The sequence below is a fragment of the Kitasatospora sp. NPDC059827 genome, assembly GCF_042731675.1.
In the GTDB taxonomy this organism is placed as follows: domain Bacteria; phylum Actinomycetota; class Actinomycetes; order Streptomycetales; family Streptomycetaceae; genus Kitasatospora.
On the sequence record NZ_JBHWIV010000034.1, the window covers coordinates 20,393 to 43,426 of the forward strand.

Annotated in this window: 24 protein-coding genes; 15 read left to right on the plus strand and 9 right to left on the minus strand. The window is 72.8% G+C overall.

Going from position 1 to position 23,034, the window contains the following annotated elements:
• Positions 1 to 113 precede the first annotated feature (113 nt).
• Positions 114 to 803: a TetR/AcrR family transcriptional regulator gene (locus ACFV8H_RS21755; RefSeq protein WP_380402309.1), complete on the plus strand. Its 690-nt coding sequence runs from the start codon at positions 114 to 116 to the stop codon at positions 801 to 803.
• An 84-nt stretch (positions 804 to 887) separates the two neighbouring features.
• Here ACFV8H_RS21755 and ACFV8H_RS21760 read toward each other — a convergent pair whose 3' ends face one another.
• Together ACFV8H_RS21760 and ACFV8H_RS21765 are read right to left on the minus strand one after the other, a co-directional pair.
• On the minus strand, positions 888 to 1,739 hold the full coding sequence (locus ACFV8H_RS21760; RefSeq protein WP_380402312.1) for an IS5 family transposase: 852 nt from the start codon (positions 1,737 to 1,739) through the stop codon (positions 888 to 890).
• A 97-nt stretch (positions 1,740 to 1,836) separates the two neighbouring features.
• Complete coding sequence (locus tag ACFV8H_RS21765) at positions 1,837 to 2,757, minus strand: SDR family NAD(P)-dependent oxidoreductase (protein ID WP_380402315.1); 921 nt, start codon at positions 2,755 to 2,757, stop codon at positions 1,837 to 1,839.
• A gap of 168 nt (positions 2,758 to 2,925) precedes the next feature.
• Here ACFV8H_RS21765 and ACFV8H_RS21770 point away from each other — a divergent pair, with 168 nt between their 5' ends.
• The 3 genes from ACFV8H_RS21770 (at position 2,926) to ACFV8H_RS21780 (ending at position 5,487) form a co-directional block, all read left to right on the plus strand.
• Complete coding sequence (locus tag ACFV8H_RS21770; protein ID WP_380402317.1) at positions 2,926 to 3,531, plus strand: TetR/AcrR family transcriptional regulator; 606 nt, start codon at positions 2,926 to 2,928, stop codon at positions 3,529 to 3,531.
• 403 nt (positions 3,532 to 3,934) lie between these two features.
• Positions 3,935 to 4,954 carry a hypothetical protein gene (locus ACFV8H_RS21775; protein WP_380402319.1) on the plus strand — a complete coding sequence of 340 codons (1,020 nt, stop codon included), beginning with the start codon at positions 3,935 to 3,937 and terminating at the stop codon, positions 4,952 to 4,954.
• A gap of 86 nt (positions 4,955 to 5,040) precedes the next feature.
• Positions 5,041 to 5,487 carry a nitroreductase family deazaflavin-dependent oxidoreductase gene (locus tag ACFV8H_RS21780; protein WP_380402322.1) on the plus strand — a complete coding sequence of 149 codons (447 nt, stop codon included), beginning with the start codon at positions 5,041 to 5,043 and terminating at the stop codon, positions 5,485 to 5,487.
• A gap of 15 nt (positions 5,488 to 5,502) precedes the next feature.
• On the opposite strand, the gene ACFV8H_RS21785 is transcribed toward ACFV8H_RS21780, so the two are convergent.
• Positions 5,503 to 6,300 (minus strand): alpha/beta fold hydrolase, encoded by a 798-nt coding sequence (locus ACFV8H_RS21785; RefSeq protein ID WP_380402325.1) that lies wholly within the window; start codon positions 6,298 to 6,300, stop codon positions 5,503 to 5,505.
• 106 nt (positions 6,301 to 6,406) lie between these two features.
• Between ACFV8H_RS21785 and ACFV8H_RS21790 the strand changes: the two genes are divergently transcribed.
• A complete protein-coding gene (locus ACFV8H_RS21790) occupies positions 6,407 to 7,285 on the plus strand; it encodes an AraC family transcriptional regulator (RefSeq protein WP_380402328.1) in 879 nt (292 codons plus the stop codon).
• 252 nt (positions 7,286 to 7,537) lie between these two features.
• On the opposite strand, the gene ACFV8H_RS21795 is transcribed toward ACFV8H_RS21790, so the two are convergent.
• Both ACFV8H_RS21795 and ACFV8H_RS21800 read right to left on the minus strand, forming a co-directional pair.
• Positions 7,538 to 7,999 carry a hypothetical protein gene (locus ACFV8H_RS21795; RefSeq protein WP_380402496.1) on the minus strand — a complete coding sequence of 154 codons (462 nt, stop codon included), beginning with the start codon at positions 7,997 to 7,999 and terminating at the stop codon, positions 7,538 to 7,540.
• A gap of 227 nt (positions 8,000 to 8,226) precedes the next feature.
• The gene (locus ACFV8H_RS21800; protein WP_380402331.1) at positions 8,227 to 8,970 is read right to left on the minus strand and encodes an SDR family oxidoreductase; all 744 of its coding nucleotides are present in this window, start codon (positions 8,968 to 8,970) and stop codon (positions 8,227 to 8,229) included.
• 136 nt (positions 8,971 to 9,106) lie between these two features.
• Between ACFV8H_RS21800 and ACFV8H_RS21805 the strand changes: the two genes are divergently transcribed.
• The 8 genes from ACFV8H_RS21805 to murQ all read left to right on the plus strand — a co-directional run bounded on the left by ACFV8H_RS21805 (position 9,107) and on the right by murQ (position 17,449).
• On the plus strand, positions 9,107 to 9,979 hold the full coding sequence (locus ACFV8H_RS21805) for a helix-turn-helix domain-containing protein (protein ID WP_380402333.1): 873 nt from the start codon (positions 9,107 to 9,109) through the stop codon (positions 9,977 to 9,979).
• 136 nt (positions 9,980 to 10,115) lie between these two features.
• Positions 10,116 to 11,687 carry a DUF2079 domain-containing protein gene (locus ACFV8H_RS21810; protein ID WP_380402336.1) on the plus strand — a complete coding sequence of 524 codons (1,572 nt, stop codon included), beginning with the start codon at positions 10,116 to 10,118 and terminating at the stop codon, positions 11,685 to 11,687.
• 127 nt (positions 11,688 to 11,814) lie between these two features.
• Entirely contained in the window at positions 11,815 to 12,834 is a 1,020-nt protein-coding gene (locus tag ACFV8H_RS21815; RefSeq protein WP_380402337.1) for a phosphotransferase family protein, read from the plus strand.
• Positions 12,835 to 12,949: 115 nt separating this feature from the next.
• Entirely contained in the window at positions 12,950 to 13,357 is a 408-nt protein-coding gene (locus tag ACFV8H_RS21820) for a GntR family transcriptional regulator (RefSeq protein WP_380402340.1), read from the plus strand.
• Between the two features lie 204 nt (positions 13,358 to 13,561).
• Positions 13,562 to 14,530 carry an ABC transporter ATP-binding protein gene (locus ACFV8H_RS21825; protein ID WP_380402343.1) on the plus strand — a complete coding sequence of 323 codons (969 nt, stop codon included), beginning with the start codon at positions 13,562 to 13,564 and terminating at the stop codon, positions 14,528 to 14,530.
• A complete protein-coding gene (locus ACFV8H_RS21830) occupies positions 14,527 to 15,537 on the plus strand; it encodes an ABC transporter permease (protein ID WP_380402346.1) in 1,011 nt (336 codons plus the stop codon). The genes ACFV8H_RS21825 and ACFV8H_RS21830 overlap by 4 nt, the downstream gene beginning before the upstream one ends.
• A gap of 150 nt (positions 15,538 to 15,687) precedes the next feature.
• On the plus strand, positions 15,688 to 16,368 hold the full coding sequence (locus tag ACFV8H_RS21835) for a DUF6445 family protein (protein ID WP_380402349.1): 681 nt from the start codon (positions 15,688 to 15,690) through the stop codon (positions 16,366 to 16,368).
• A 130-nt stretch (positions 16,369 to 16,498) separates the two neighbouring features.
• Entirely contained in the window at positions 16,499 to 17,449 is a 951-nt protein-coding gene (gene murQ, locus ACFV8H_RS21840) for an N-acetylmuramic acid 6-phosphate etherase (protein ID WP_380402352.1), read from the plus strand.
• Between the two features lie 19 nt (positions 17,450 to 17,468).
• Here murQ and ACFV8H_RS21845 read toward each other — a convergent pair whose 3' ends face one another.
• Genes ACFV8H_RS21845 through ACFV8H_RS21855 form a run of 3 tightly spaced genes read right to left on the minus strand, consistent with a single transcriptional unit; the run spans position 17,469 to position 19,101 of the window.
• On the minus strand, positions 17,469 to 17,870 hold the full coding sequence (locus ACFV8H_RS21845; protein WP_380402355.1) for a hypothetical protein: 402 nt from the start codon (positions 17,868 to 17,870) through the stop codon (positions 17,469 to 17,471).
• A 50-nt stretch (positions 17,871 to 17,920) separates the two neighbouring features.
• Positions 17,921 to 18,433 (minus strand): isochorismatase family protein, encoded by a 513-nt coding sequence (locus ACFV8H_RS21850; protein ID WP_380402358.1) that lies wholly within the window; start codon positions 18,431 to 18,433, stop codon positions 17,921 to 17,923.
• A gap of 5 nt (positions 18,434 to 18,438) precedes the next feature.
• Positions 18,439 to 19,101 carry a TetR/AcrR family transcriptional regulator C-terminal domain-containing protein gene (locus ACFV8H_RS21855; RefSeq protein ID WP_380402360.1) on the minus strand — a complete coding sequence of 221 codons (663 nt, stop codon included), beginning with the start codon at positions 19,099 to 19,101 and terminating at the stop codon, positions 18,439 to 18,441.
• A 158-nt stretch (positions 19,102 to 19,259) separates the two neighbouring features.
• On the opposite strand from ACFV8H_RS21855, the gene ACFV8H_RS21860 reads away from it, so the two are divergent.
• Positions 19,260 to 20,534: an MFS transporter gene (locus tag ACFV8H_RS21860; RefSeq protein WP_380402363.1), complete on the plus strand. Its 1,275-nt coding sequence runs from the start codon at positions 19,260 to 19,262 to the stop codon at positions 20,532 to 20,534.
• Between the two features lie 192 nt (positions 20,535 to 20,726).
• Positions 20,727 to 21,302, plus strand: coding sequence for a hypothetical protein (locus ACFV8H_RS21865; RefSeq protein ID WP_380402366.1), 576 nt, complete (start codon positions 20,727 to 20,729; stop codon positions 21,300 to 21,302).
• A gap of 74 nt (positions 21,303 to 21,376) precedes the next feature.
• Here the strand turns inward: ACFV8H_RS21865 and ACFV8H_RS21870 are convergent, their stop codons facing one another.
• Positions 21,377 to 22,924, minus strand: coding sequence for a glutamate synthase subunit beta (locus tag ACFV8H_RS21870; protein WP_380402369.1), 1,548 nt, complete (start codon positions 22,922 to 22,924; stop codon positions 21,377 to 21,379).
• Positions 22,925 to 23,034 lie beyond the last annotated feature (110 nt).

A 23,034-nucleotide genomic window follows, 5' to 3' on the forward strand; every position in this document is an offset into this window, starting at 1 on the left:
CTCGTTCCTCGGCAGCCGCTCCGGCCGCCGAGGAAGAACTTAGGACGGACCCATCAATTAGGTCAAGCCTAATTACTGTGCCCGACCCAGCGAACTGCGCTAGGCTCACCGCCATGACCGACACCGGGACCGCTCCGAACCTCCGCGAGCTCAACAAGCGCCGCACCCGCGAGGCGATCTCGCACGCCGCGACCAGGCTTTTCATCGAGCGCGGCTTCGACCGCACGACCATCGCCGAGGTCGCGACCGCGGCCGGGGTCGCCAAGATGACCGTCACCAACCACTTCCCGCGCAAGGAGGACCTCTTCTTCGACCTGCACGAGGAACTCGCCGGCCGGCTCGCCCGGACCGTCGCCGAGCGCGCCCCCGGCGAGTCCGCCCTCGCCGCGCTGCGCCGCGACTGCCTGGCCGGGCTCGACCGCCACGACCCCCGACTCGGCTTCTCCGGAACGGACTTCGCCCGTACCGTCGCCGAGAGCCCCGCCCTCGGCGCACGACTGCGCGAACTGCACGAACTGAGCGAGACCGCACTCGCCGAGGCGCTCGCCGAGGCCGTGCACGCGATACCCGTCGACTTCGAGAGCCGGGTCGCCGCCGCCCTGCTCGCCGCCGTCGACCGGGCCGTGCTCGCCGAGGTCTTCCGCCGCACCCTGGCCGGCGAGGACCACGCCGCCATCGCCGCCGCCGTCCGCCCCTCGGCCGTCCGGGCCTTCGACCGGCTGGAGGGCACCCTCGGCTCGTACGCCGTCCGCGAGACGCGGGAGGGCCAGGTCGGCGGGAGCGCCGCGGAGGAACGGGGGTGAGCCGGGAGAGGACGGCAGCGCTGAGCACTGGTAGCGGAGATGACGAACGCTCTTAGAGCGTCCGCCAGTAGGTGTTGAGCTGGGCTATCGGATGCGGGGACTGCGCGGTCGGGTGTCCCACCGGTGGGTGTACCAGGCTCGTCGGATCAGGCTACGGACGGTGATGATGGCTGTGGCCAGAGCAAGGAAGAACTCGGTGCATGCGCGTCGCCGCTCGGTGCTGCGGCGAAGCTTGCCGAAGTTGTTCATCCAGGAGTTTGTGCGCTCGACCACCCAGCGGCCGTCGGTCTGGATCGGCGTCTTCGTGCCGCGCTTGCCGATGCGTGGCCTGATGTCGCGTTCGGCCAGGGCGGTGTGGACGGGCTGGTAGTCGTAGCCGGCGTCTAGGCTCAGTGCCGGGTTCTGCGGTGCATTGTCTAGGCGGTCTGTCAACTCGGTGAACTCGTCGAGGGTTTCGCAGAGCAGCGTGTGGTCGCGAACGTTCGCGGTGGCGGGCACCGTCACCATGGGTATCCCGTATCCGTCGGTCAGCCGGGACCGCTTGGTGCCCTGCTTGCCCCGGTCTACCGGAGACTTCCCCGCGCACTGGCCGCCCGAGGGTGCCTTGGTAATGCACCCGTCCGCGGCCAGGTCATCGAGTTCCAGGCCCACCATCTGGTCGTACGCTCGCAGTACCGCGAGGAGCAGGTGGCCGATGACACCGGACTCGATCCACTCGTCCCGCCACCGGCGGATCGTGGTCGCCGAACAGGCCCGGTCAGCGACCCTCTCGTAGCCCATCCCCGAGACCAGCGCCAGGACAAGCCGGTCGAACACGACCGCGTCCGCGATCCGCGGGTTGTGGCACCCCAGCGGGTGCGAATCGGGCCGGGCAGGGATCAGCCTCAGGAACTCCTCACGGATCGGGTCGATGATGGACGCGGGCACAACGGACACGAACCCCCCAGATGGTCACATAGCGTAGGCAACTCCATGATCGTCAAACCTGTCTCCGTCGTGCCGCCCTCTCCGTTGTGGCTTACTGGCCGACGCTCTACACGATGAAGCGGTGGATGGCTTCGTTGGCGTGGTCCTGAAACGACGGGTTGGCCAAGTCGGGGAAGATGTCGGCTTGGTCGACCAGGGGGCCCTTCAGCTTGTTGGCCGCGCTGGCGTAGAACACGCCGCTGGACAGGGTCGGGTCGGTGACACCGTCGACCAGTCGCTTCGCGCCGACCTCAAGCTTGTGGGAGATCCCCAGGGCGGGCAGGACGTACTTGGACGCCATGCGCAGCGGTAGGGCGATGTCGTTGGAGGCTTGGGTGCCGGTGGTGGCGCCGGGGCTCACGGTGAGGAAGCGGCGGTCGGGGTGCTGGCGGGCCAGGTAGGCCATCCAGAGGGCCCCGATGTACTTGGCCTGCCCGAAGGCGAGGTTGAAGTCGGTCTTCCCGTCGGCGAAGTAACTGCCGTCGATGACGGCGGCGAGTTCATCGGCAGAGGTTGAGGCGAAAGACGGCCGCTTCATCCGCAGCATCGGAAGTCCCCTGGCTGCTTCGCTTCCGGCGAGGACCGCGACCTGGCCGAGCCGCCCCTCGGCCAGGAGGCCTTCGAGCAGGACGACGTGACCCAGGACATTCGTCGCGAAGACGTTGGTGACCCCGTCGGCGGTCAACTGCATCGACCGCGGGCCGATGACGCCGGCGTTCATGACCAGCGCGTCGACGGTTCCGTCGACGGCCGCGAGGCCGGCCCGCGCCGAGCCCAGATCGGCGACGTCCATGGCGACGATGTCGAAGATGCGCCGACCGGTGACGGCTTCGAGGTCGGCCTTTGCCGTTGTCGCCCGGTCTCGGTTGCGGCAGGCCAGGTAGATGCGGGCCGTCTCCGGTCGCAGAGCCAGCTGCCGGGCCACCTCCTTGCCGATCCCGACGTTGGCGCCCGTAATCATCACGGTCTTTCCCGTGAGTGTGCTCATCGGGATTCCCTCTCATCTTCTGTAGGGCTGTTCAGGCGGGACGTCTCATGCCGCTTCGCGGGGCCGGTGCTGCGGTGGCGAGTCACGCGGCCCGCAAAGTGGGTTGTACAACTCAGTCTGATCCCGGCCAGACTGGGCTGTCAAACTCAGAATCGCTACCATGGGCGCATGGCGAACAAGACGAACGACCGGCCGCGGCTCACCGCGAAGGGCGAGCGCGTCCGGGGCCGAATCGTGGAGGGGGCAGCGGCCTTGATCCACGAGCGCGGAGTCGCGGGTACCACCCTGGAAGACGTCAAGGGGGCAGCGGAGGTCAGCGGCTCGCAGCTCTACCACTACTTTCCCGACAAGAACGAGCTCCTGCAGGCGGTCATCAACCACCAGGCCGACACCCTCGTCAATCACAATCGGCAGGCGCTCAGCGGTGAAGACGGAGTCGCAGCCTGGCGGGACATGCTGATCGCCGGGGTGAAGCACGGCCAGGCAAGGGGAGGCTGCCCACTCGGTTCGCTCGGCGGTCAACTCGCCGAGAGCGACCCCGAGTCCCGGGCCCTCATCGCCGCCGGATTCGAGCGATGGTCAGCTGCCATCAGCGAGGGACTCAGGTCGCTTCACTCCGACGGGAAGCTCGCACCCGGCATCGACCCGGACGCCCTCGCCACCACCATGCTCGCCACCCTGCAAGGGGGACTGCTACTCGCCCAGGTGCAACGGAGTACGCGTCCTTTCGAAGTTGCAATCGATACCGTTCTCGCCCTTGCCATCCGGACTTGAGACTCGAAGACCGGTAGCCGGCTGTACTCCGCCATGGGCCACTGAACGATGCGTCGCAAGGCCACAAGGGCCGCCTCCGCGCGCCTTCCGACGACTCTGGCCGGGTCCCGCTCCCTGTGCAGTTCCTCAGGCTCATCGTCGCGTTGAGGCAGAGCGGCACGGCCCCCGGCGAGCGGCGGCGATGCGGTCCCCTACCTGAGGCACGGACGGCATCACCGTCCGTAGCCTGGTCCGACGACCTGGCATACCCACCGGTGAGACACCCGCCCGCGCAGCCCCCGCATCCGATAGCCCAGCTCAACGCCTACTGGCGGACGCTCTTATCCTTCCCTTAGAACGTCCGCCTAGCGTCGCGTTCATGACGACGCCACACAGTGCATTCGGAGCCGTTGTCCTCACGGCCGTGACCCTGACGGCCACCGTCGGGGCTGCCGCCCCCGGCGAAGGCGCCACAGCTCCCGGCCCCGGCAAGGCCGCCACCACCGCCGCCACCGCGCCCCACGGCCACGGCCACGGCCAGGTGACGGACAACCTGTACATGTCGCTCGGCGCCTTCGAGGACGCCACGTCCGGCGCGGACCCGAAGGTCAAGGCCCTGATCGACCGTGCGGACATCGGCGGCGTCCAGGTGGTGGCCCCCTGGAAGGCCCTGGAGGGAAAGAAGGGGGAGTACAGGTGGTCACGACTGGAGAGCGCGCTGGACTACCTCCAGCAACGCCACAAGAAGTTGTTCGTCCAGATTCAGGACCGGTTCTTCGACGTGGCGATGCAGGACGCCAACCTCCCCCAGTACGTGAAGGACGCGGGCGGGGTCACGCCGACGGTCGACGAGAACCCCGACAACCCGACCACCCACGGGGCCATGGCCGCCCAGTGGAACACGGAGGTGCGAACGGACTTCCAGGCCATGCTCAAGGCGATGGCGGAGAAGTTCGACGGCAGGCTCGCCGGGGTGAACCTTCCGGAGACCGCCGTCGAGGTGGACACCGAGAATGACCGGACCGGCTACACCTCGGCGTCCTACATCGATGCCGAGATCGACAACATGCGCTACGGCAGGAAGGTCTTCACCAGGACGCAGTTCATCCAGTACGTCAACTTCCTTCCGGACGACGACGACCACAAGCGCATGAAGGAGATGTTCGACCTCGCCAGGGAGAAGAGGATCGGCATCGGCGGCCCGGACACCCTGCCGGACCGGCCGTACCAGATGGAGAACTCCTACAAGTTCCTCCACGAATACCGGAATTCCCTCCCCCTCGTCGCGATGGCCGTCCAGGAACCCGACATCAACGCCAAGGACCCCAGGACCGGAAAGCCGTACACCCGCGAACGGTTCACGGACTTCGCACACGACTACCTCGGTGCACGCCAGATGTTCTGGACCGTCGAAGCGGACTGGCTGCAGCGACCCGCAGCCTGACACCCGCACGGGTACGGCCTCCGGCCGGACGGCACCCGATATGCTTCGCCGACCACATTCAGCGACGTGACGATGGGGTGAATGCGATGCCTCTTGAGGGCGAGTACGAGCCGAGTCCGGCACAGTGGGTGCGCGATCAGGTCGAGTTGTACGAGAGTTCGGGCGGCACGCAGGGGACGACGCTCTGGGAGACGGGCCTGCCCGTCATCATCCTCACGACGCGCGGCGCGAAGAGCGGCAAGATCCGCAAGACTCCGCTGATGCGCGTGGAACACGAGGGTCGGTACGCGGCCGTGGCCTCGAAGGGCGGCTCCCCGCACCACCCGGTCTGGTACTTCAACGTCACCTCGGACCCGCACGTGGAGCTCCAGGACGGCGCTGTGCGGCAGGACATGACGGCCCGTGAGGTCACGGGGGACGAGAAGGCCGAGTGGTGGGAGCGCGCGGTCGCCGCGTACCCGCCGTACGCCGAGTACCAGGAGAAGACCGACCGCGAGATCCCCGTCTTCGTACTGGAAGCCGCGCGGGGCTAGCTCACCGGGGCCGCGTCACACGCCCGCCCGCGCCATCCGGCGCGGGGCCGAGACGGCACGCCCGCCCGGCCCGGCGGATGCGTCCACCCCGGCGGATGCGTCCACCCCGGCAGGTGCGTGCGGCCCGCCGGATGCGCCCGCGCCGTCGAGCAGGAGCGCGGCGACCGCCGCCGGGGCCTCGCGCATCGCGTTGTGGCCGGTCGGCAGGTCGTGGACGGTCCAGCCCGGGTCGGCGAGCAGCCGGCGGCGCTGCCCGGCGAAGGGCGTACGGTCCTCCCACGCCGAGCAGTAGACGAACTCGCGTCGGGGGACGGCGGCGTGGGCGCCCGTCAGGTGGACCGTCTGCAGGAAGGCGGCGAGCGGGTGCGGGCGGCGGCGCGGGTCGCCGTCCGGCCGCCACGGGGGGCGGACGGCGTAGCCGGTGACGGCGGCGCCGGCGACGAACGACTGCCGGCAGCCCTCGTTCATGAGGGACCAGCAGGACTCGCCGTCGCGCGGCACGCAGGCGTCCAGGTACACCAGGCGGGAGACCCGGCCGTCGGCGCGGTCAGCAGCAGCCGTGATCACCATTCCGCCGTAGCTGTGACCGACCAGCGTGACGTCCTCCAGGTCGGCCCGCTCCAGCAGACTGAGCACGTCGGCGGCATGGGTGTCCAGGTTGGCGGCGGCGACCACGGCGGGATCGTCGTGGGGGTGCAGGCCGGTCAGGGTCAGGGCGTGGACGGTGTGACCGGCCCGCTCCAGCAGTGGGACCACCGCCTCGAACGCCCAGGCGCCGTGCCAACCACCGGGAACCAGAACGAACGTCGCCATGGGACTTCTCCATCTCGCTGCTCGGCCGTGGCACCGGAGGCCACCGCTCACGACCAGAAGTCTGGTCGGGGCACGTCATGGCGTGCTACCGGTAGAGTGCCGACCGATGCCCGTTCCCCGCCAAGCCCGCCCGGAAGCCGGCGCCACGTCCCTGACCTGGCCCTCCGGCGGGCGTCACCTGTGGTCCTCCGGTGGCAGCAGCAAGGAACGGGTGCACGCGCGCGGGCACCTGGTGTACGCGGCCAGCGGCGTGCTGGTGCTGCACACGGAGAGCGGGACGTCGATCGTCCCGGCCAACCGGGTCGCCTGGACGCCGGCCGGATTCGCCCACCGCCACCGCGCCCACGGGGACACGGACATGCGGATCGTCTTCCTGCCACCCTCCCTGGCCCGGCTGGCGCCGGGGCGTCCGGCGGTGTTCTGCGTCTCCGGTCTGGCGCGGGAGGTCCTGCTCGCCCTGACCGGCCCACGCGGCGACGGAGGCCAGAGCGGAGGCCAGAGCGGAAGCCACACCGGAGGCCGAACCGGGGGCAACGGCAAGGACGAAGAGGGCGGCATCGAGGGCGGAGCGGTGCCCGGCTACGGACGCGCCGCGCGTCAGCGCCTGCTGCGGGTCCTGGTCGAGGAACTGCGCGAGGCGGACGAAGAACCGCTGCACCTGCCGCACCCGCGCGACGACCGGCTGCGGGCGGTCGAGCGGATCCTGTCCGGAACGCCCGCCGACGCCACCACGCTGGCCGGGCTCGGCCGGCAGGTCGGCGCCAGCTCCCGCACCCTGAGCCGGCTGCTGCGCGACGAACTCGGCATGACCTTCTACGAGTGGCGGACGCAGTTGCGCGTACACCACGCGCTCGTCCTCCTCGCCGAGGGCCACGACATCACCCACACCGCCCATGCCTGCGGCTGGGCCAACCCCAGCGGCTTCATCGCCGCGTTCACCGACCTCGTCGGCACGACCCCGGGCCGCTACCGGTCCGGCCACTGACCGGAAAAGCGCCTCGCACGCCGGGCCCACGCCACACGACGAATTGACGAACGATCAGGCCAATGCATGACGACGGCCCGCCGCGTGCAGAGAAGTTGCACGCAACGGGCCGCCGACAACGCGCCGTACGGGCGGGCTGCCCCCGCCCCGCGCGTCACCCACTCACACCTGCCACCGCAGAACCGACCGGCTCGGAGTCGAAGGTCCGGGCCGTCAACACGCCCTCCGGCGGGGCAGGTTGTGCAGTGCGGGTCAGCGCACGGTCACGGTGAACACGGGCGAGGCGGTGTCCCCGCTGATGATGCGCAGCTCGTTCAGGCCCTTGATGCCGAGCTTGACGCCGAGCGAGTAGGCGCCGTTGCGGTTGGTCTGCACGGAGGCGGGCAGGGAGACCCACTTGCCGTGCTGCTTCTGCTGGAGGGTGACCGTGCTGCCGGCCTTGAGGCCGCTGGTGGTGCCGGTGACCCGGAACAGCTGCCAGGCGTTCACCGAAGTGACCGACGGCTTGGCGGTGATGGAGGCGGACGCGGACACGGCGGCGGACGCCGGCGCGGCGGCGGAGGCGGTGTCGGAGGCGGGGGTGGAGACGACAACCGCGGTCGCCGTCGCGGGGAGGGCCGGCGTGGCCGCCATGGCGGTGCCCGCCGTTCCGACGAGCAGCGCGCCCAGGGTGACGACGGCGGCCAGGCGCAGGGAGTTCCGCTTGGAGACGATCACTGGTGGACCCCTTTCAGGGGAGGTGGTCGTTCGACCCGAAGCACGGTCGGTGCGATCGGGTGCTGTCATCAAGGAGGACGTCCCACCCGGCGCCACCGGTTGTGTGCGGAACGTCACTGTCATGTAACAGTCGCCCTGCCCGCCCGAACTCCCCAACCGGCAGTGCCGGTAAGCCCGTTCGAGCTCCCCCACGGCCTCCTCCCGACCCCCGGGCCCCAGCTTCCTCAGCCCTGCGCCGTGGGCCGGACGACGATCTCGTTGACGTCCACCCCGGCCGGCTGGTCGATCGCGTAGCGGACCGCTTCGCCGATCGCGGCGGCGGGGATCGCGATCCCCATCTGCCCCTCCACCGCCGCCCTGACCGCGCCGTCGCCGATCGACCCGGTCAGCTCGCTGCGGGTCAGGCCCGGGCTGATCACCGTCACCCGCAGCTCCCGGCTCTCCTGGCGCAGGCCCTCCGACAGGGCCCGGACGGCGTGCTTGGTGGCGCTGTACACGGCAGCGGTCGGATCGACCCGCAGCCCGGACACCGAAGCGATGTTGACGATGTGTCCGCCGCCCTGCGCCTGCATGATCGGCAGGACGGCCGCGATGCCGTGCAGCACCCCGCGCAGGTTGACGTCGATCATGCGGTCCCACTCGTCGGTCCGCAGGGCGTCCAGCCGCGACAGCGGCATTACACCGGCGTTGTTGACCAGGACGTCGACCCGCCCGTAGCGGTCATGGGCGGCCGTCACGAAGGACCGCACGCCGGCCGGATCGGTCACGTCCAGCACGTGCGGGAGGGCGTTGCCGCCCCCCGCCCCGATGGACTCCGCGAGGGCGGCGAGTCGTCCGGCGCGCCGCGCCCCGAGCACGACCCGGTGGCCGTCGGCGGCGAGCAGTCGGGCGGTGGCCTCGCCGATGCCGCTGCTGGCACCGGTGATCAGGACCACCTTCGATCCGGGGACGGTGGACGAGCGGGGCACGGTGATCCCTCCGGGACGGTTCGGACCGGGGGTCCGCCGGTCCGTCGCCACCAGGATGTTCCGAGTCGCGCGGATGCGGCAGGACGGGTCTTCCTGGGTGCGCCGCACCCAGGAACGGGCGACGTACGATCCCGCCATGAACCGCTACGAACTGGGCGAGTTCCTGCTGGCGCGCCGCTCCCGGCTCAGCCCGGCCGACGTGGGGCTGCCGACCTCCCGCAGCCGCCGGGTGAGCGGACTGCGGCGCGAGGAGGTCGCCGTCCTGGCGGGGGTGAGCGCCGACTACTACACCCGGCTGGAGCAGGGTCGCGAACGGCACCCTTCCGGCCAGGTCGTCGACGCCCTCACGCGGGCCCTGAACCTCGGACCCGACGCCTGCTGGCACGCCTACCGTCTCGCGGGGCTGGTGCCCAACACCCCCTCCCCCGGCCAGGACGCGGAGGACACCACGGGCGCGACGGGCGCGACGGGCACGGCGGGCGCGGACAGCGAGGAGCGGGTCGCACCGGAACTGCTCCTCCTGATGGACGCCTTCCCGTCGGCGGTCGCGTACGTGGTCGGCCGACGGCTGGACGTCCTCGCCTCGAACGCACGCGCCGACGTCCTGCTCTCGCCACTCGCGGACCGACGCGGGATGGTCCGCACGCTGTTCCTCGACCCGGCCGCCCGGGAGTTGTTCGCCGACTGGCCGGACGTGGCCCGCGACACCGTCGCCGCGCTGCGGCTGGCGTACGGCCAGGACCGGCACGACCCCGGCACCGCCGCCCTGGTCGACGGACTGCGCGCGGACAGCGAGGAGTTCGCGGCACTGTGGGAGCGCCAGGACGTCGGCCGACTGGGGAGCCGACGCAAGACCTTCCGCCATCCGCGGGTGGGGCAGCTGACGCTCACCTACCAGACCTTCGACGTCCAGGCCGCGCCCGGCCTGCACCTCCTGGTCGGCACGGCGCAGCCGGGCACCCCCGACGCGCTGCGCCTGGCCCGGCTCCTCCCGCCGCCGACCGCCTGACGCACCCGCCGGGCGCCCCCGCCGGGCACCTCCGGGCAGCGCGAAGGCCCGGTCGGCGCTGCCGGACCGGGAGTTGACGCCTGTGCGCCCTTCCACCACTCTTCCACTAATCGAATAGTGAAAGGGTACTTTCTCGATGCCCGTCGCCTTCGCCCCGCTCGACCCATCGAGCCCATCGAGCCCATCGAGCCCATCGAGCCCGCAGAGCCCGCCCCGCCCGCGCCAACGCCTTCGCCCCACTCGCCTCCTGCACGCCGTCCCACTCCCGCTCCCCCGCCACCCCGCCGTCCTGGCCTGGGGCCTGGCCGCCGTCTTCGCCGCGCTCTACACCTGCGTCGGCGTCAACCGCCACCGGCGAGGCCTCACCAAGGCCTACGACCTGGGGATCTTCGAGCAGGCCGTCCGGGCGTACGCCGACGGCCGGGCGCCGATCGTGCCGCTCAAGGCGCCCGGCTACGACCTCCTGGGCGATCACTTCCACCCGCTGCTCGCCGTCCTCGCCCCCGCCTACCGCGCGTTCCCGAGCCCGCTCACCCTGGTGGTCGCCCAGGCCCTGCTGATGGCGCTGGCCGTCGTCCCGCTCACCCGCTGGGCACACCAGGTGGCCGGGCCGCGGGTGGCACTGCTGGTCGGCTGCGCCACCGGGGCCTCCTGGGGGATCGTCCGAGCCGCGGCGGACGACTTCCACGAGATCGCGTTCGCCGTCCCGCTGCTCGCCTTCGCCGCCACCGCGCTCGGCCGGCGCCGACCACTCGCCGCCGCACTCTGGTCACTGCCGCTGCTGCTGGTGAAGGAGGACCTGGGGCTGACGGTGGCCGCCGTCGGCCTGCTGATCGCCCACCAGGCCCGGCAGGACCGACGCACTCCGCTGCCCGGACTCGCCCTCGCCGTCACCGGTGTCGCCGCGACCGCGCTCACCCTGCTCGTCGTCCTGCCCGCCTTCAACCCCAACGGGGGCTTCGACTACTGGCAGCAACTGGACGCCGGCGGCGGGCAGGCGGCCCCGCTCTGGACGCTCCCGCTCCGCCTCGGCTGGCCGCCGATCAAGTGGCTGCTGCTGTTCCTGCTGGCCGCCACCACCGGCTTCCTCGGCCTGCGCTCACCGCTCGCCCTGCTCTGCGCACCCACCCTGGCCTGGCGGCTGCTCTCGACCAACCCGCACTACTGGGGCGTCAGTTACCACTACAGCGCGGTGCTGATGCCGATCGCGTTCGCCGCCCTGGTCGACGCCGTCCGGCGCGCCCGCGCCCGCGCCAGCGCCCGTGCCACCGAAGCCGACACCGGCACGGACACGGGCCCGGCACCCGCCACCCCCCGCCGGGTCCGGCGAGCCCTCGCCGTGACCGCACTGGTGACGGTCGTGACGCTGCCGCTCTACCCACTGCACGAGGTGGTGATGCCCGAGGCCTGGCGCACCTCGCCCCGGCTCACCGAGACCCGGGCGATGCTCCGCCTGATACCCGACGACACCACCGTCGCCGCCTCCAACCGGCTGGCCGCCCAGCTGACCGGTCGGGCGGAGGTCACCCTGGTGTGCCAGGACCCGGTCGGCCCCGGCCCGGACTGGGTCGCCGTCGACCTGCGCGATCCGAGCGTGCAGTCCCCGTGCGCCACCGCCGCCACCGCCCGCATGCTGGCCGCCTACCAGAGCCGGGGCTACCACCGACTGATCGACCGGGACGGCCTGCTGCTCCTCAAACACCCCTGATCGACCCGCCGCCCGCTCGGTCGCTCAGCCTGCCGGTCGGTCGGCATCACGATTGTCCATGGAAAGGTGCCGTCATGCCGCTGAAAGCCCTTGCCTGCTGCCGTCCGGATGATGAGGTGGACCCGTGATGAACCACCATGACGTCCAACCCGTCAGCCCGTTGACACTCACCTGGGTTCACCGGCAACTGGACCCGGGCGAACGGATCGTCGGTACCGAAGTGCTGCACGGCGGCATCACCGCCGACGTGCGGAGGCTGACCGTCGCCACCCGGGGCGGAGGCACCCGTGACCTGGTCCTGCGGTCGTTCGTCGACCCGTTCTCCGTGGAGCGCGCCGAGGACTGGCTGAGCAGGGAGGCCGGCGCCCTGACGCTGCTGGCGGGGACCGGTGTGACGGCTCCCGGGTTGGTCGCGGTCGATCCGACCGCCGCGCACTGCGCGTACCCGTCGCTCCTCATGACACATCTGGCGGGCCGAACGGTCCTTGAGGACGAGGGACTGGAGACGCGCGTCCCGCTGCTGGCCCGGAAGCTCGTGGCGATCCACGCCTTGCGCCCCGCCGAGCGGCCCCGGGAGTACGAGGCGTTGACGACCGCCGACACCGTCGTGGTGCCGAAGGGCGCCGACGCGGCGGCATGGGCCGCGGCGATCGACGTGATCCGCAGGCCCGCGCCGCGCTACGAAGGGCGGTTCCTGCACCGGGACTTCCAACCCGGCAACGTGCTGTTCAACGCCCCGCCCGACGCACCGTCCGAAGCGCCGCCCGACACACCGTCCGACGGGCCGTCCGACGCGCTGCCCGCAAGGTCAGCGGGTACGCGGATCACCGGCGTCGTCGACTGGGCCGCCACCTCCTGGGGTCCGGCGGACCTCGATGTGGCGCACTGCTCCACCAATCTCGCGCTGCTGCACGGCCCGGCCTGGGGGCAGCGGTTCGCCGAGGCGTACGAGGAGGCCGGCGGGGAGCTGGCCGCGGCCGCGAGCGAGCGACTGTACTGGCAGGTGCGGGACCCCCTCGCCTGTTCGGAGGAAGTGCGGCTGGTGGCGCGGGCATGGCGGGATGCGGGGAGGGCTGCGCTGACGACGCGAGCCGTGGAGGAACGGCTGGATGCCTACGTCACCGCCCTGATGGGCGTGTTGGGCTGAGCCGAGGCGGTCCGGGGCCCGACGTCCCGCACGAATGTGCCCCCGTCCCGGCTTGACCTGCGGGCCACCGTGGTCCACCATTCCACTATTGAACTAGTGAAAGGCCGCAACGGGTGTGATCGAGTACCGCATCGATCGGCGCAGCGGGGTCTCCACGTACCAGCAGATCGTGCAGCAGACCAAGCAGGCCCTGCGACTGGGGATGCTGGAGCCCGGGGACAAGCTGCCGACCGCCCGCGAGGTGGTCGAACTGACCGCCATCAACCCCAACACCGTGCTCAAGGCCTACCGCGAACTCGAACGCGAGGGACTGGTCGAACCCCGCCCGGGGCTCGGCACGTTCGTCCGGCGTTCGCTCGCCCGGCCGGAGGCTGCGGCGGACGGACCGCTGCGCGCGGACCTCGTCGGCTGGGTGGACCGGGCCCGCGAGGCCGGGCTGGAACGCGAGGACATCGCCGCACTGATGGCGTCCGCGCTGGAGCAGCGCTTCGACGCCGGGGTTCCGCCGACGCCACCGAACTGACCCACACCGGAACGCACGCCGGAACGCACGCCCGACATGCACGCCCGACATGCACGCCCGAGCCGGACTCCGGAAACGGATTTCGGAAGCGGGCACCGGAAACAGGCACCGGAAACGGGCGGCCGGCCGCATCGAACAACCACACACCACAGCCGTACGCCGGGCCGCCCGGCAGCACCGAACCGAGAACAGTGGGGGGACCGGGTGAACGACCCGACAACCGTGACTCCGGCGTTGGAGGCCGCCGGGCTGGGCAGGCGGTACCGGGGCGAATGGGCCCTGAAAGCCTGCGACTTCACCGTCCCGACCGGACGGATCTGCGGGGTGGTCGGCCCCAACGGCGCGGGCAAGAGCACCCTGCTCTCCCTCGCCGCCCGCCAACTCACTCCCACCGAGGGTGAGTTGCGAGTGTTCGGCGCGACCGCCGACACCCGTGAGGAGCGCGCCAGGGTCGCCTACGTGGCACAGGACAAGCCGCTCTACCCGGGACTCACCGTGGCCGAGACCCTCCGGATGGGCCGCGAGCTCAACCCGGTCTGGGACGAGGAGACCGTCGAACAGATCGTCGAACAGGGCGAGTTGCGCCTCAGGACCCGGATCGGCTCGCTGTCCGGCGGGCAGCGCACCCGGGTCTCGCTGGCACTCGCCCTCGGCAAGCGCCCCGACCTGCTGCTGCTCGACGAGCCGATGGCCGACCTCGACCCGCTCGCCCGGCACCAGCTCATGGGCACCCTGATGTCGGCCGCCGCCGAGCGCGGCACGACCATCGTGGTGTCCTCGCACATCCTCCCGGAGCTGGACGGCGTCATCGACCACCTGCTGCTGGTCCAGCGCGGACGGATCCGGCTCTCCGGCGACCTGGACGACATCGTCGCGGGGCACCAGCTGCTCACCGGCCCCGCCGGGGGCGCCGACCTCCCGCCCGGCCTGGTGGTCGAGCAGCGGTCCGCCGGCCGCCGACTGACCGCACTGGTGCGCACCGGCGAGCCACTGGACGGTCCCTGGGAGAGCGAACGGCCCAGCCTGGACGAGCTGCTACTCGGCTACCTCCGTGCCCCGGCCGAACCGAACCCGACCAGGCCCACCCCGACCGAGCCCGCGCCGACCGAGCCTGCCCCGGGCACCACCGGCACCACCGGCACCACCCCGGCGAACGACGAGAAGGCAGCATGAGCACGGACGTCCTGACCGACCCCGCGAAGCCCGCCCCCGCCCCCGGGTCCGCCACCCCGGACCGGTCCGGAACCCCCCGGCTGCGCGGCCTGCTCTGGCTGACGTGGCGTCAGAATCGGCTGCTGCTCTGGGTCCTGGTGGCAGTGCTGGTCCTGCTGGCGGCCGACCTCCTGTGGATCCACGTCGTCGCCCAGCACATCACGGGCGTGCTGCGGCGGACGGGCTGCTACAGCCCCGAGAGCTGGGACAGCAACAAGTGCTGGATCCTCCTCTCGCCGATCAACCGACCGAACTTCTGGTTCGTCTCCGTGCTCCAGCCGGTGGTCACCGCCGTCCCGCTGTTGATCGGCGTGTTCATCGGCGCACCGCTGCTGGCCCAGGAGCACGAGCGCGGCACGATCCGGCTGATCCGCGCCCAGTCCGTCAGCCCCGTGCGTTGGATGGCCGCCCGCCTCGCGGTGCCCGGCCTCGCCGTCCTGGCCGTCACCGGCGTGCTCACCTCGCTGATGACCTGGGTGTGGTGGACGGACATCGTGCACGGTCCGGCCGCCTTCGACCCGCCGTTCCAGTTCTTCACCTACCCGGCCCTCGGCATCGCGCCGGTCGCCTGGTCCCTGTTCGCGCTGGCCCTGGGCGTCCTGGTCGGCCAGGTGCTGCGCCGGACGCTGCCCGCGATGTTCCTCACCGGCGCCCTGGTCACGGTGACCCACGGCCTGGTCCGCTGGGCGCGCCCGTCCTTCTACCCCACCGTCGACGTCGTGGCCCCCCTCCGGGCCATGCAGCCCACCAACGCGTGGCTGGTCGACACGAAGACCGTCCTGCCCGACGGCAGCCGGGTCGACTCCGTCGCGTGCATCGAGACGCATCGGTGCGACGGGGCCACCGGCACCTGGCTGAGCTACCACCCCTCCTCCCACCTCGTCCCGGTCCAACTCGTCGAGGCCGGAATCCTGTTGGCGCTCACCGCCCTCGCCCTGACGGCAGCCTTCCGCCTCGTCCGCCGGTAGCCCTCCGGCACCGCGCCGACAGCCGTCCGACACCTCGCCGCCAGTGCCGCGGGGCCGGGCACCACCCCCCTCCCCACCTGCGGCGCACTTGACGAAAGGTTGACCTGTTCACGGCAGATAGTTGACGACCGGCGCCCCTATGGTCGGCCCATGCCCTCACAGCCCATCAGGCCGACCGCCCTGCCGGTCCTGCCCTACCGCAAGCCCACCCGCGGCCGGGACTACTGGGTCCTGGACAACGTCCTGCCCGACCCGGACGCCGTCCGCGAACGCGTCCTGGCCCGCGGCGACTGGACCGAGGGCTACCCGTACCGCCCCGAGACCTGGCCCGGCCTGCGCACCATGCCCGGCCTGGAACCGGACGAGCTGGCCCGGGTCGAGGCCCAGGTCCGCAAGGCCACCGGCGCCTCCCGGCTCTGGGTGCAGAGCACCCCCGGCGGCGGCACGCTCAACCACAACTGCGTCCAGGTCGTCGGCGCCGGGGAGTCGGAGTCCCGCCCGCACACCGACTCCCGCGCGCTCTGCCGCTATGCCGCCGTGCTCTACCTGAGCCCCGGCGCCCCCAAGGACGCCGGCACCAGCTTCTACCGCCAGCAGTTCCCCGGCGGCCGCCTCGGGGGCAACCTGGTCAACGCCCCGCACAACAACCTGGTCGAGGCACTCGGCACCCGGCACGTCCCCGCCGACCACTTCACCGAGGACGTCCGGGTCCCCAACCGCTACAACCAACTCCTCCTCTACCACGCCAACCTGATCCACAGCGCCACCGAGTACTACGGCGCGGAACTGGCGGACCGCCGGATGACCGCCGTGTTCTTCTGGATGGCCTGATGGCTGGCCTGATGGCTGGCGTGGTGGATGGCCTGACGGACGGCCTGGTGGATGGCCTGACCGGCTGACCACGCCGGGCCGGGACCCCGCGGACCGGTTCGAGCGGCGCCCGCCCGGGGACGCTCCCCGCATGAACCCCGACGCCGTACCCCCCACCGAGACGGTCCGCCCCGACTGGGCCGCCATCGACCGGCTGCCCACCGCCGACCTGCTCCGCCTGATGAACGCCGAGGACCGCACCGTCCCCGCGACCGTCGCCGGACAGCTGGCCCGGATCGCCGCCGTGGTCGACGCGGCGGCGGCGAGGATGGCGCGCGGCGGGCGGCTGGTCTACGCCGGGGCGGGCACGGCCGGGCGGCTCGGGGTACTGGACGCCGCCGAGTGCCCGCCGACCTTCGGCACCGACCCCGGGCTGGTGGTGGGCCTGATCGCGGGCGGCCGGAGCGCCGTGACGGAGGCCGCCGAGGGCGCCGAGGACCGCACCGACCTCGCCGAGGCCGACGTGGCGGCGCTCGCCCTGACCCCGGACGACACCCTGGTGGGCGTCTCCGCCTCGGGCCGCACCCCGTACGCGCTCGCCGCCGTGGGCGCCGCCCGGGCGGCCGGGGCACTGACCGTCGGGCTGGCCTGCAACCGCGGCTCGGCGCTGGTGGCGGCGGCAGAGCTGGGGATCGAGGTGGAGGTCGGCCCCGAGGTGCTGGCCGGCTCCACCCGGTTGAAGGCGGGCACCGCGCAGAAGCTGGTGCTCAACATGCTGTCCACGGCGGTGATGATCCGCCTCGGCCGGACGTACGGAAACCTGATGGTCGATCTGCGGGCCACCAACGTCAAACTCCGCGAGCGCGCCCGCCGGATCGTCGCGGAGGCCACCGGCGCCAACGCCCCGACGGTCGACCGCGCCCTCACCGCCACCGACGGCCGGACGAAGGACGCCGTCCTGCTGCTGCTCGCCGACGTCGACGCACCCACCGCCGCCCTGCTCCTCACGGCCTCGGCCGGACGGCTCCGCGACGCCCTCGAACTCGCCCGCCGCCAGGCCCCGTTGCCCGGCCCGGACCCGCTGGAACCCGGCAGGGCCTGACCGGACGGCCACGACCACCTCACGAGGGGAACACAGGGTCCCCGTCCTCGCCGGTCCACGGCCACCGGTCCGGCTCCCGGCCGAGGGCCCGCCAGACGGCGTGTGCGGCGGCGAACTTCACGTCACCGGGGCCGGTGTCCGCCGGGGCCGTGACGATCTCCACGACCGAGACGAGGACGCCACGGGCCTCCTCGGGCAGCCGCATCAGCGCGTACCGGGCGCCGTCCCGCGCCTCCTCCCGGAACCGTTCCGCCTCCGCGCAGCCGGCGCCCACCGCGATCCCGAAGGACGCTCCGCGCCCGCCGGACACCTCGGCGACGACCCGCACCGCCGGTCCGGCGGCCGCAGCGACGTGCACGGTCACCTGGGCGTAGCGCGACCATCGAGCGGTCTGGCGCGACAGCCGGTGGGTACCCTCCACCGTTCACCCCCCGATCAGCACAGGAACCGGACCGGGAACCCGAATCCGCACTACCCCAGCCGCAGGTCCGCGGCCGCCACGACCTCTCCCAGCCGCGGGAAGTCCAGCTCCACCGAGGCCCGGTGCTCCGCCTCCGTCAGCCCGGCCATCGCGTCCTCGACGAACACCAGCCGGTAGCCGTGGTCGGCGGCCGCGCGGGCGGTCGACTCCACACCGAGGTTGGTCGCGATCCCGGCGAGGACGAGCGTCTCCACGCCCCGGGCCTGGAGCAGTTCGTGCAGTCCGGTGCCCTGGAAGGCGCCGATGGTGCGCTTCACCACCACCTCGTCGGCCGCCGCCTCGACCTCGGCCACCAGCCCGCTGCCGGGCGGCTGTTCGGCGACGCCCGGCCGCTCGACCCGCACCGCGACGACCGGGGCGCCGGCCGCGCGGAAGTCCTCCGCCAGGCGCAGCGAGGCCGCCACGACCTCCGGGCCGGAGTGCGGCGCGAGCTGGTTGGCGACGATCCGGTCCATCAGGTCGATCAGGACCAGGGCCGTGCTGCGGGGGTCAAGGGTGGTCATGGCGCTCACGCTAGCCCATCGCCCACGGCACCCGAACCCTCCGCCGCCTCCCGGGCGATCTCCACCCGGAAGCCCTCCACCAGCACCCGCAGCCCGTAGTCGAAGTCGGCGTCGTGGTCGGTCATCCGCAGCACGTCGGCGGCCTCGCTCAGCAGCGGCAGCTCGCGCAGCGCCTCGTCGGGGAAGGGCGGCCGGGTGCGCTGCGCGGCGTCCTGTCGCCAGGCCTGTTCCTCGGTGACCCAGCCCATGATGTAGCGGTCGACGGTCAGCAGCAGTCGCAGTGCGGTGCGCGGGCGCAGCCCGGCCCGGCACAGCGCGCTCAACTGGGCCTCGACTGCGGGTAGTTCGTCCTCGGTCGGCAGGGTGCCGGCGTGCACCCGGGCGCCGTCGCGGTAGGCCAGCAGGGCGTTGCGCTTGGCCCGGGCGTCGGCGGCGATCCAGTCGGGCCAGTGCTCCGGGTCCGGCTCGCGGTCGGGCGGGAGGGCCTCGGCGAGCATCGCCTCGGCCATCAGGTCGAGCAGTTCCCGCTTGTTCTTGAAGTGCCAGTACAGCGCCGGTGACTGCACGCCCAGCTCGCGGGCGAGCCGGCGGGTGCTGAGCCCGTCGATGCCCTCCTCGTTGAGCACGCGCAGCGCGGTGCGCACCACTTCGTCGCGTTGCAGCGCCATCCGATCGGCCTCCCGTAATCCGCTTGCGGGGCCACCTTATCGCCGCTAAGTTCCGACCCGGACTTTATCAGTGATAAGGACGCAATGACCGCCACGACAGCCACCGCCACGACAACCACTGCCGCGACGACCACCCACCCGACACCCGAGGACCCCGCATGACCTCAGGAACGGACCGCCGCCGGTCCCGACTGCTCCCCGACACCACCCCGTGGCGCACCTCCCGGGACTTCCGCCTCACCTGGACCTCCGGCACGGTCACCCTGCTCGGCTCGGTCTTCACCATGACCGCGATCCCGCTCCAGATCGCCGACCTCACCGGCTCACCGCTCGCCGTCGGAGCCGTCGGAGCGGTGGAACTCGTACCCACCGTCCTGTTCGGCCTCTACGGAGGCGTGCTCGCCGACCGCGCCGACCGCCGCACCGTCGCCCTGGCCTGCGAAGTCGCCCTGGCCGTCCTGAGCGCCCTGCTGCTGGCCAACGCGCTGCTCGGGGCACCCGCCGTCTGGCCGCTCTACCTGGCCGCCGGCCTGGCGGCGGCCGTCCAGGGCATCCAGCAGCCCTCGGTGGAGGCGATGGTCCCGCGCTTGGTGCCGCCGGACCAGCTGGTGGCGGCCGGGGCGCTGCTCTCGCTGCGCTGGAGCATCGGCGGCGTGGCCGCGCCGGCCGCCGCCGGACTGCTGATCGCGACCAGCGGGGCCCCGGCCGCGTACCTGGTCGACCTGGCCACCTTCCTGCTGTCCATCGCCCTGCTCGCCCGGGTGCGGGCCGTCCCCTCGGAGCGGGACGCCGAGGCGCCGCCGCTGCGCGACCTCACCGAGGGCGTCCGCTACGCGGCCCGTCGGCCCGACCTGCTGGGCACCTACCTGGCCGACCTCGCCGCCACCGTCTTCGCCCTGCCCACCGCCCTGTTCCCCTTCCTCGCCGGGGAGCTGGACGCGACCTGGGCGCTCGGGCTGCTCTACTCGGCGTCCGCTGCGGGCAGCCTGCTCGCGGCCGCCACCGGCGGCTGGACGGAGCGGGTGCACCGGTACGGACGGCCGGTCCTGTTCTCCGCCGCCCTGGTGGGCGCGGCCACCGCCGCGGCCGCCGTCGCCCCGGGGCTGTGGGCCGTGCTGCTCTGCCTGGCCGTCGCGGGCGCCGCCCACTGGATCGGCGACACCTTCCGCAGCGCCCTGTGGAACCGGTCCATCCCGGACGAGCTGCGCGGCCGCGCCGCCGGCCTGGAGCTGCTGATCGGCTCCGCCGGACCGGCCCTGGGCGACCTCCGGGCCGGCGGCCTCGCCGCCCGGCAGGGCATCCGGGCCGCCCTGGGCACCGGCGGCCTGCTCTGCCTGGGCAGCAGCACCCTGCTCGCCGCGGCGCTTCCGGCGCTCTGGCGCTACGACCAGCGCACGCCTGCCACGGAGGCCGGGGCCCGCCCCACGCCGTGAGGGCGGGCGACACCCCCGGCCCGCACGCCCACTCCGCCAGGTCCACGTCAAGCGAACTCTTGCCCCGCCCGCATTGACTGACGCTTTGTCAACAATTCACCATCCCCTGTCTACCCGCATAGATCCGCCGCTGCTGACATGGACACACACCGCCCGGCAGCCCGTGCCGGGCCCGTGACAGGGAGCTCCCCCATGCTTCGCGCCCACCGACTCGCCCCCGCCGTCGCCACCGCGGTGCTCGCCGCGGCCGCCCTCGCGACCGCCGGCACCGCGCACGCCGCCCCCGCCTCCACCTCCGCCGCGCACACCCGCGCCGCCCTCGACGCCACCTGTTCGCAGGCCTACCTCCCGCTGCCCGACCCCGCCTGCACCCCGGGCGCCACCAACCCGGACGTCACCCAGGACACCATCGACTCCACCATCTGCGTCCCGGGCTACAGCACCTCGATCCGCCCCTCCACCAGCTACACCAACCGCTTGAAGGTCCAGCAGATCGCCCAGTACGGCTACGAGGACACCAGCACGGCCGACTACGAGGAGGACCACTTCATCCCGCTGTCCCTCGGCGGCCACCCCACCGACCCGCACAACCTCTGGCCGGAGCCGCACTACGCCACCGGCCCCAGCGGCCAGGGCTCCACCGACAAGGACGCCGTGGAGTACAAGCTCTACCGCGCCGTCTGCAACCACCAGGTGGACCTGGTGCCCGCCCAGCAGGCCATCGTCACCGACTGGACCACCGCGCTGTCCGTCCTCGGCCTGGGCTGACGCCCGACCGTCCGGCGCGGGCTCCGCGCGTCACAGCGTGAGGGCCCGCGCCTCACAGCGTGAGGGCCCGCGCCTCACAGCGTGAGGGCCCGCGCCGACGCCCGTACCGGGGAAAGGAGTTCGGTCCGCCCGCGCAGGTAGCGGTCCACCGCCGCGGCCGCCGCCCGGCCCTCCGCGATCGCCCAGACGATCAGCGACTGGCCCCGCCCGGCGTCCCCCGCGACGAACACCCCGTCGGCGGCGGTGCCGAACCCGTCGTCCCGCTCCAGCGTCCCCTCCGGCCCGATGCCCAGCCCGAGTTGGGCGTACAGCGGCTGGTCCGGCTCCGGCCCGCCGAAGCCCAGCGCGAGCAGCGCCAGTTGCGCCGGGAGCACCCGTTCGGTGCCCGCCCGGGGGCCGCGGTCGCCCGGCTCCGCCTCGGCGTAGCGGACGGCCGCCAGCCGCCCGTCCGGCCCCGGCTCGAACCCGAGCGTGACCGCCGCGAACACCCGCCCGCCGGCCGGGGACGACCGGCCCTCCTCCCCCGACGACGCCCGCTCCTCGCCCGACAACGACAACGACAGCGACGACGCCCCCGCCCGCCCCGCCAACTCCTCGTGCGAGGTGCTCTCCCGGTACACCTTGGGGTGGACCGGCCACGGCTGCCCCGGCTCGCGCCGCTCCGGCGGACACGGGTTGATGTCCAGCTGGGTCACCGAGGCCGCACCCTCGCGCAGCGCCGTCCCCAGGCAGTCGGAGGCGGTGTCCCCACCGCCGACGACGACCACCCGCCGCCCCCGCGCGGACAGCGGCGAGACCGCCCGGTCCCCCTCGTCCACCCGGTTCGCCCAGGTCAGGTACTCCATCGCCGGGTGCACTCCGGCCAGCTCGCACCCGGGCACGGCCGGCACCCGCCAGGCACCGGCCCCCACCGCGACCACCACCGCGTCGTACCCGGCCCGCAACTGCTCCCCGGTGACGTCCCGCCCGGCCCACACCCCGGTGCGGAACTCGGTGCCCTCGGCCCGCAGCTGCGCCAGCCGCCGTTCCAGCCGGTGCTTCTCCAGCCGGAACGGCGGGATCCCGTAGCGCAGCAGCCCGCCCGCCCGGTCGGCCCGTTCGTAGACGGTGGTGGCGTGGCCGGCCCGAGTCAGCTGCTGGGCGGCGGCCAGCCCGGCCGGCCCGGAGCCGATCACCGCCACCCGCCCGCCCGGTTCCGGCCGCTCGGGCGGCTGCGCCGCGTCCCAGCCCTCGGCCCAGGCCCGGTCGGCGATCGCCAGTTCCACGTTCTTGATCGTCACCGCGTCCCCGTCGATCGCCAGCACGCAGGCGCTCTCGCACGGGGCCGGGCAGAGCCGCCCGGTGAACTCCGGGAAGTTGTTCGTCGCCAGCAGCCGGGCGGCCGCGGCCCGCCAGTCCGCGTCCGCGACCAGCCGGTTCCACTCCGGCACCAGGTTCCCCAGCGGGCAGGCCGCGTGGCAGAACGGCAGCCCGCAGTCCATGCAGCGCTCCGCCTGTCCGCCCACCAGCGGCAGCAGTGCCCCCGGCCGGTACACCTCCCGCCGGTCCCCCAGCCGCTCCCGGGCGTCCCGGCGCGCCCGCTCCGCGCGCGGGGTGGTGAGGAAGGCCATCCGCTCTGCCATCGAGGCCTCCGGCGGGGCGTACCGAAACGGTCCGGCGGCCCGCCCGGCGGCACGCCACCGTGTGGCCACCGTACGCCCACGAAGCGGCGTGCGACACCCGCGCCGGCCGG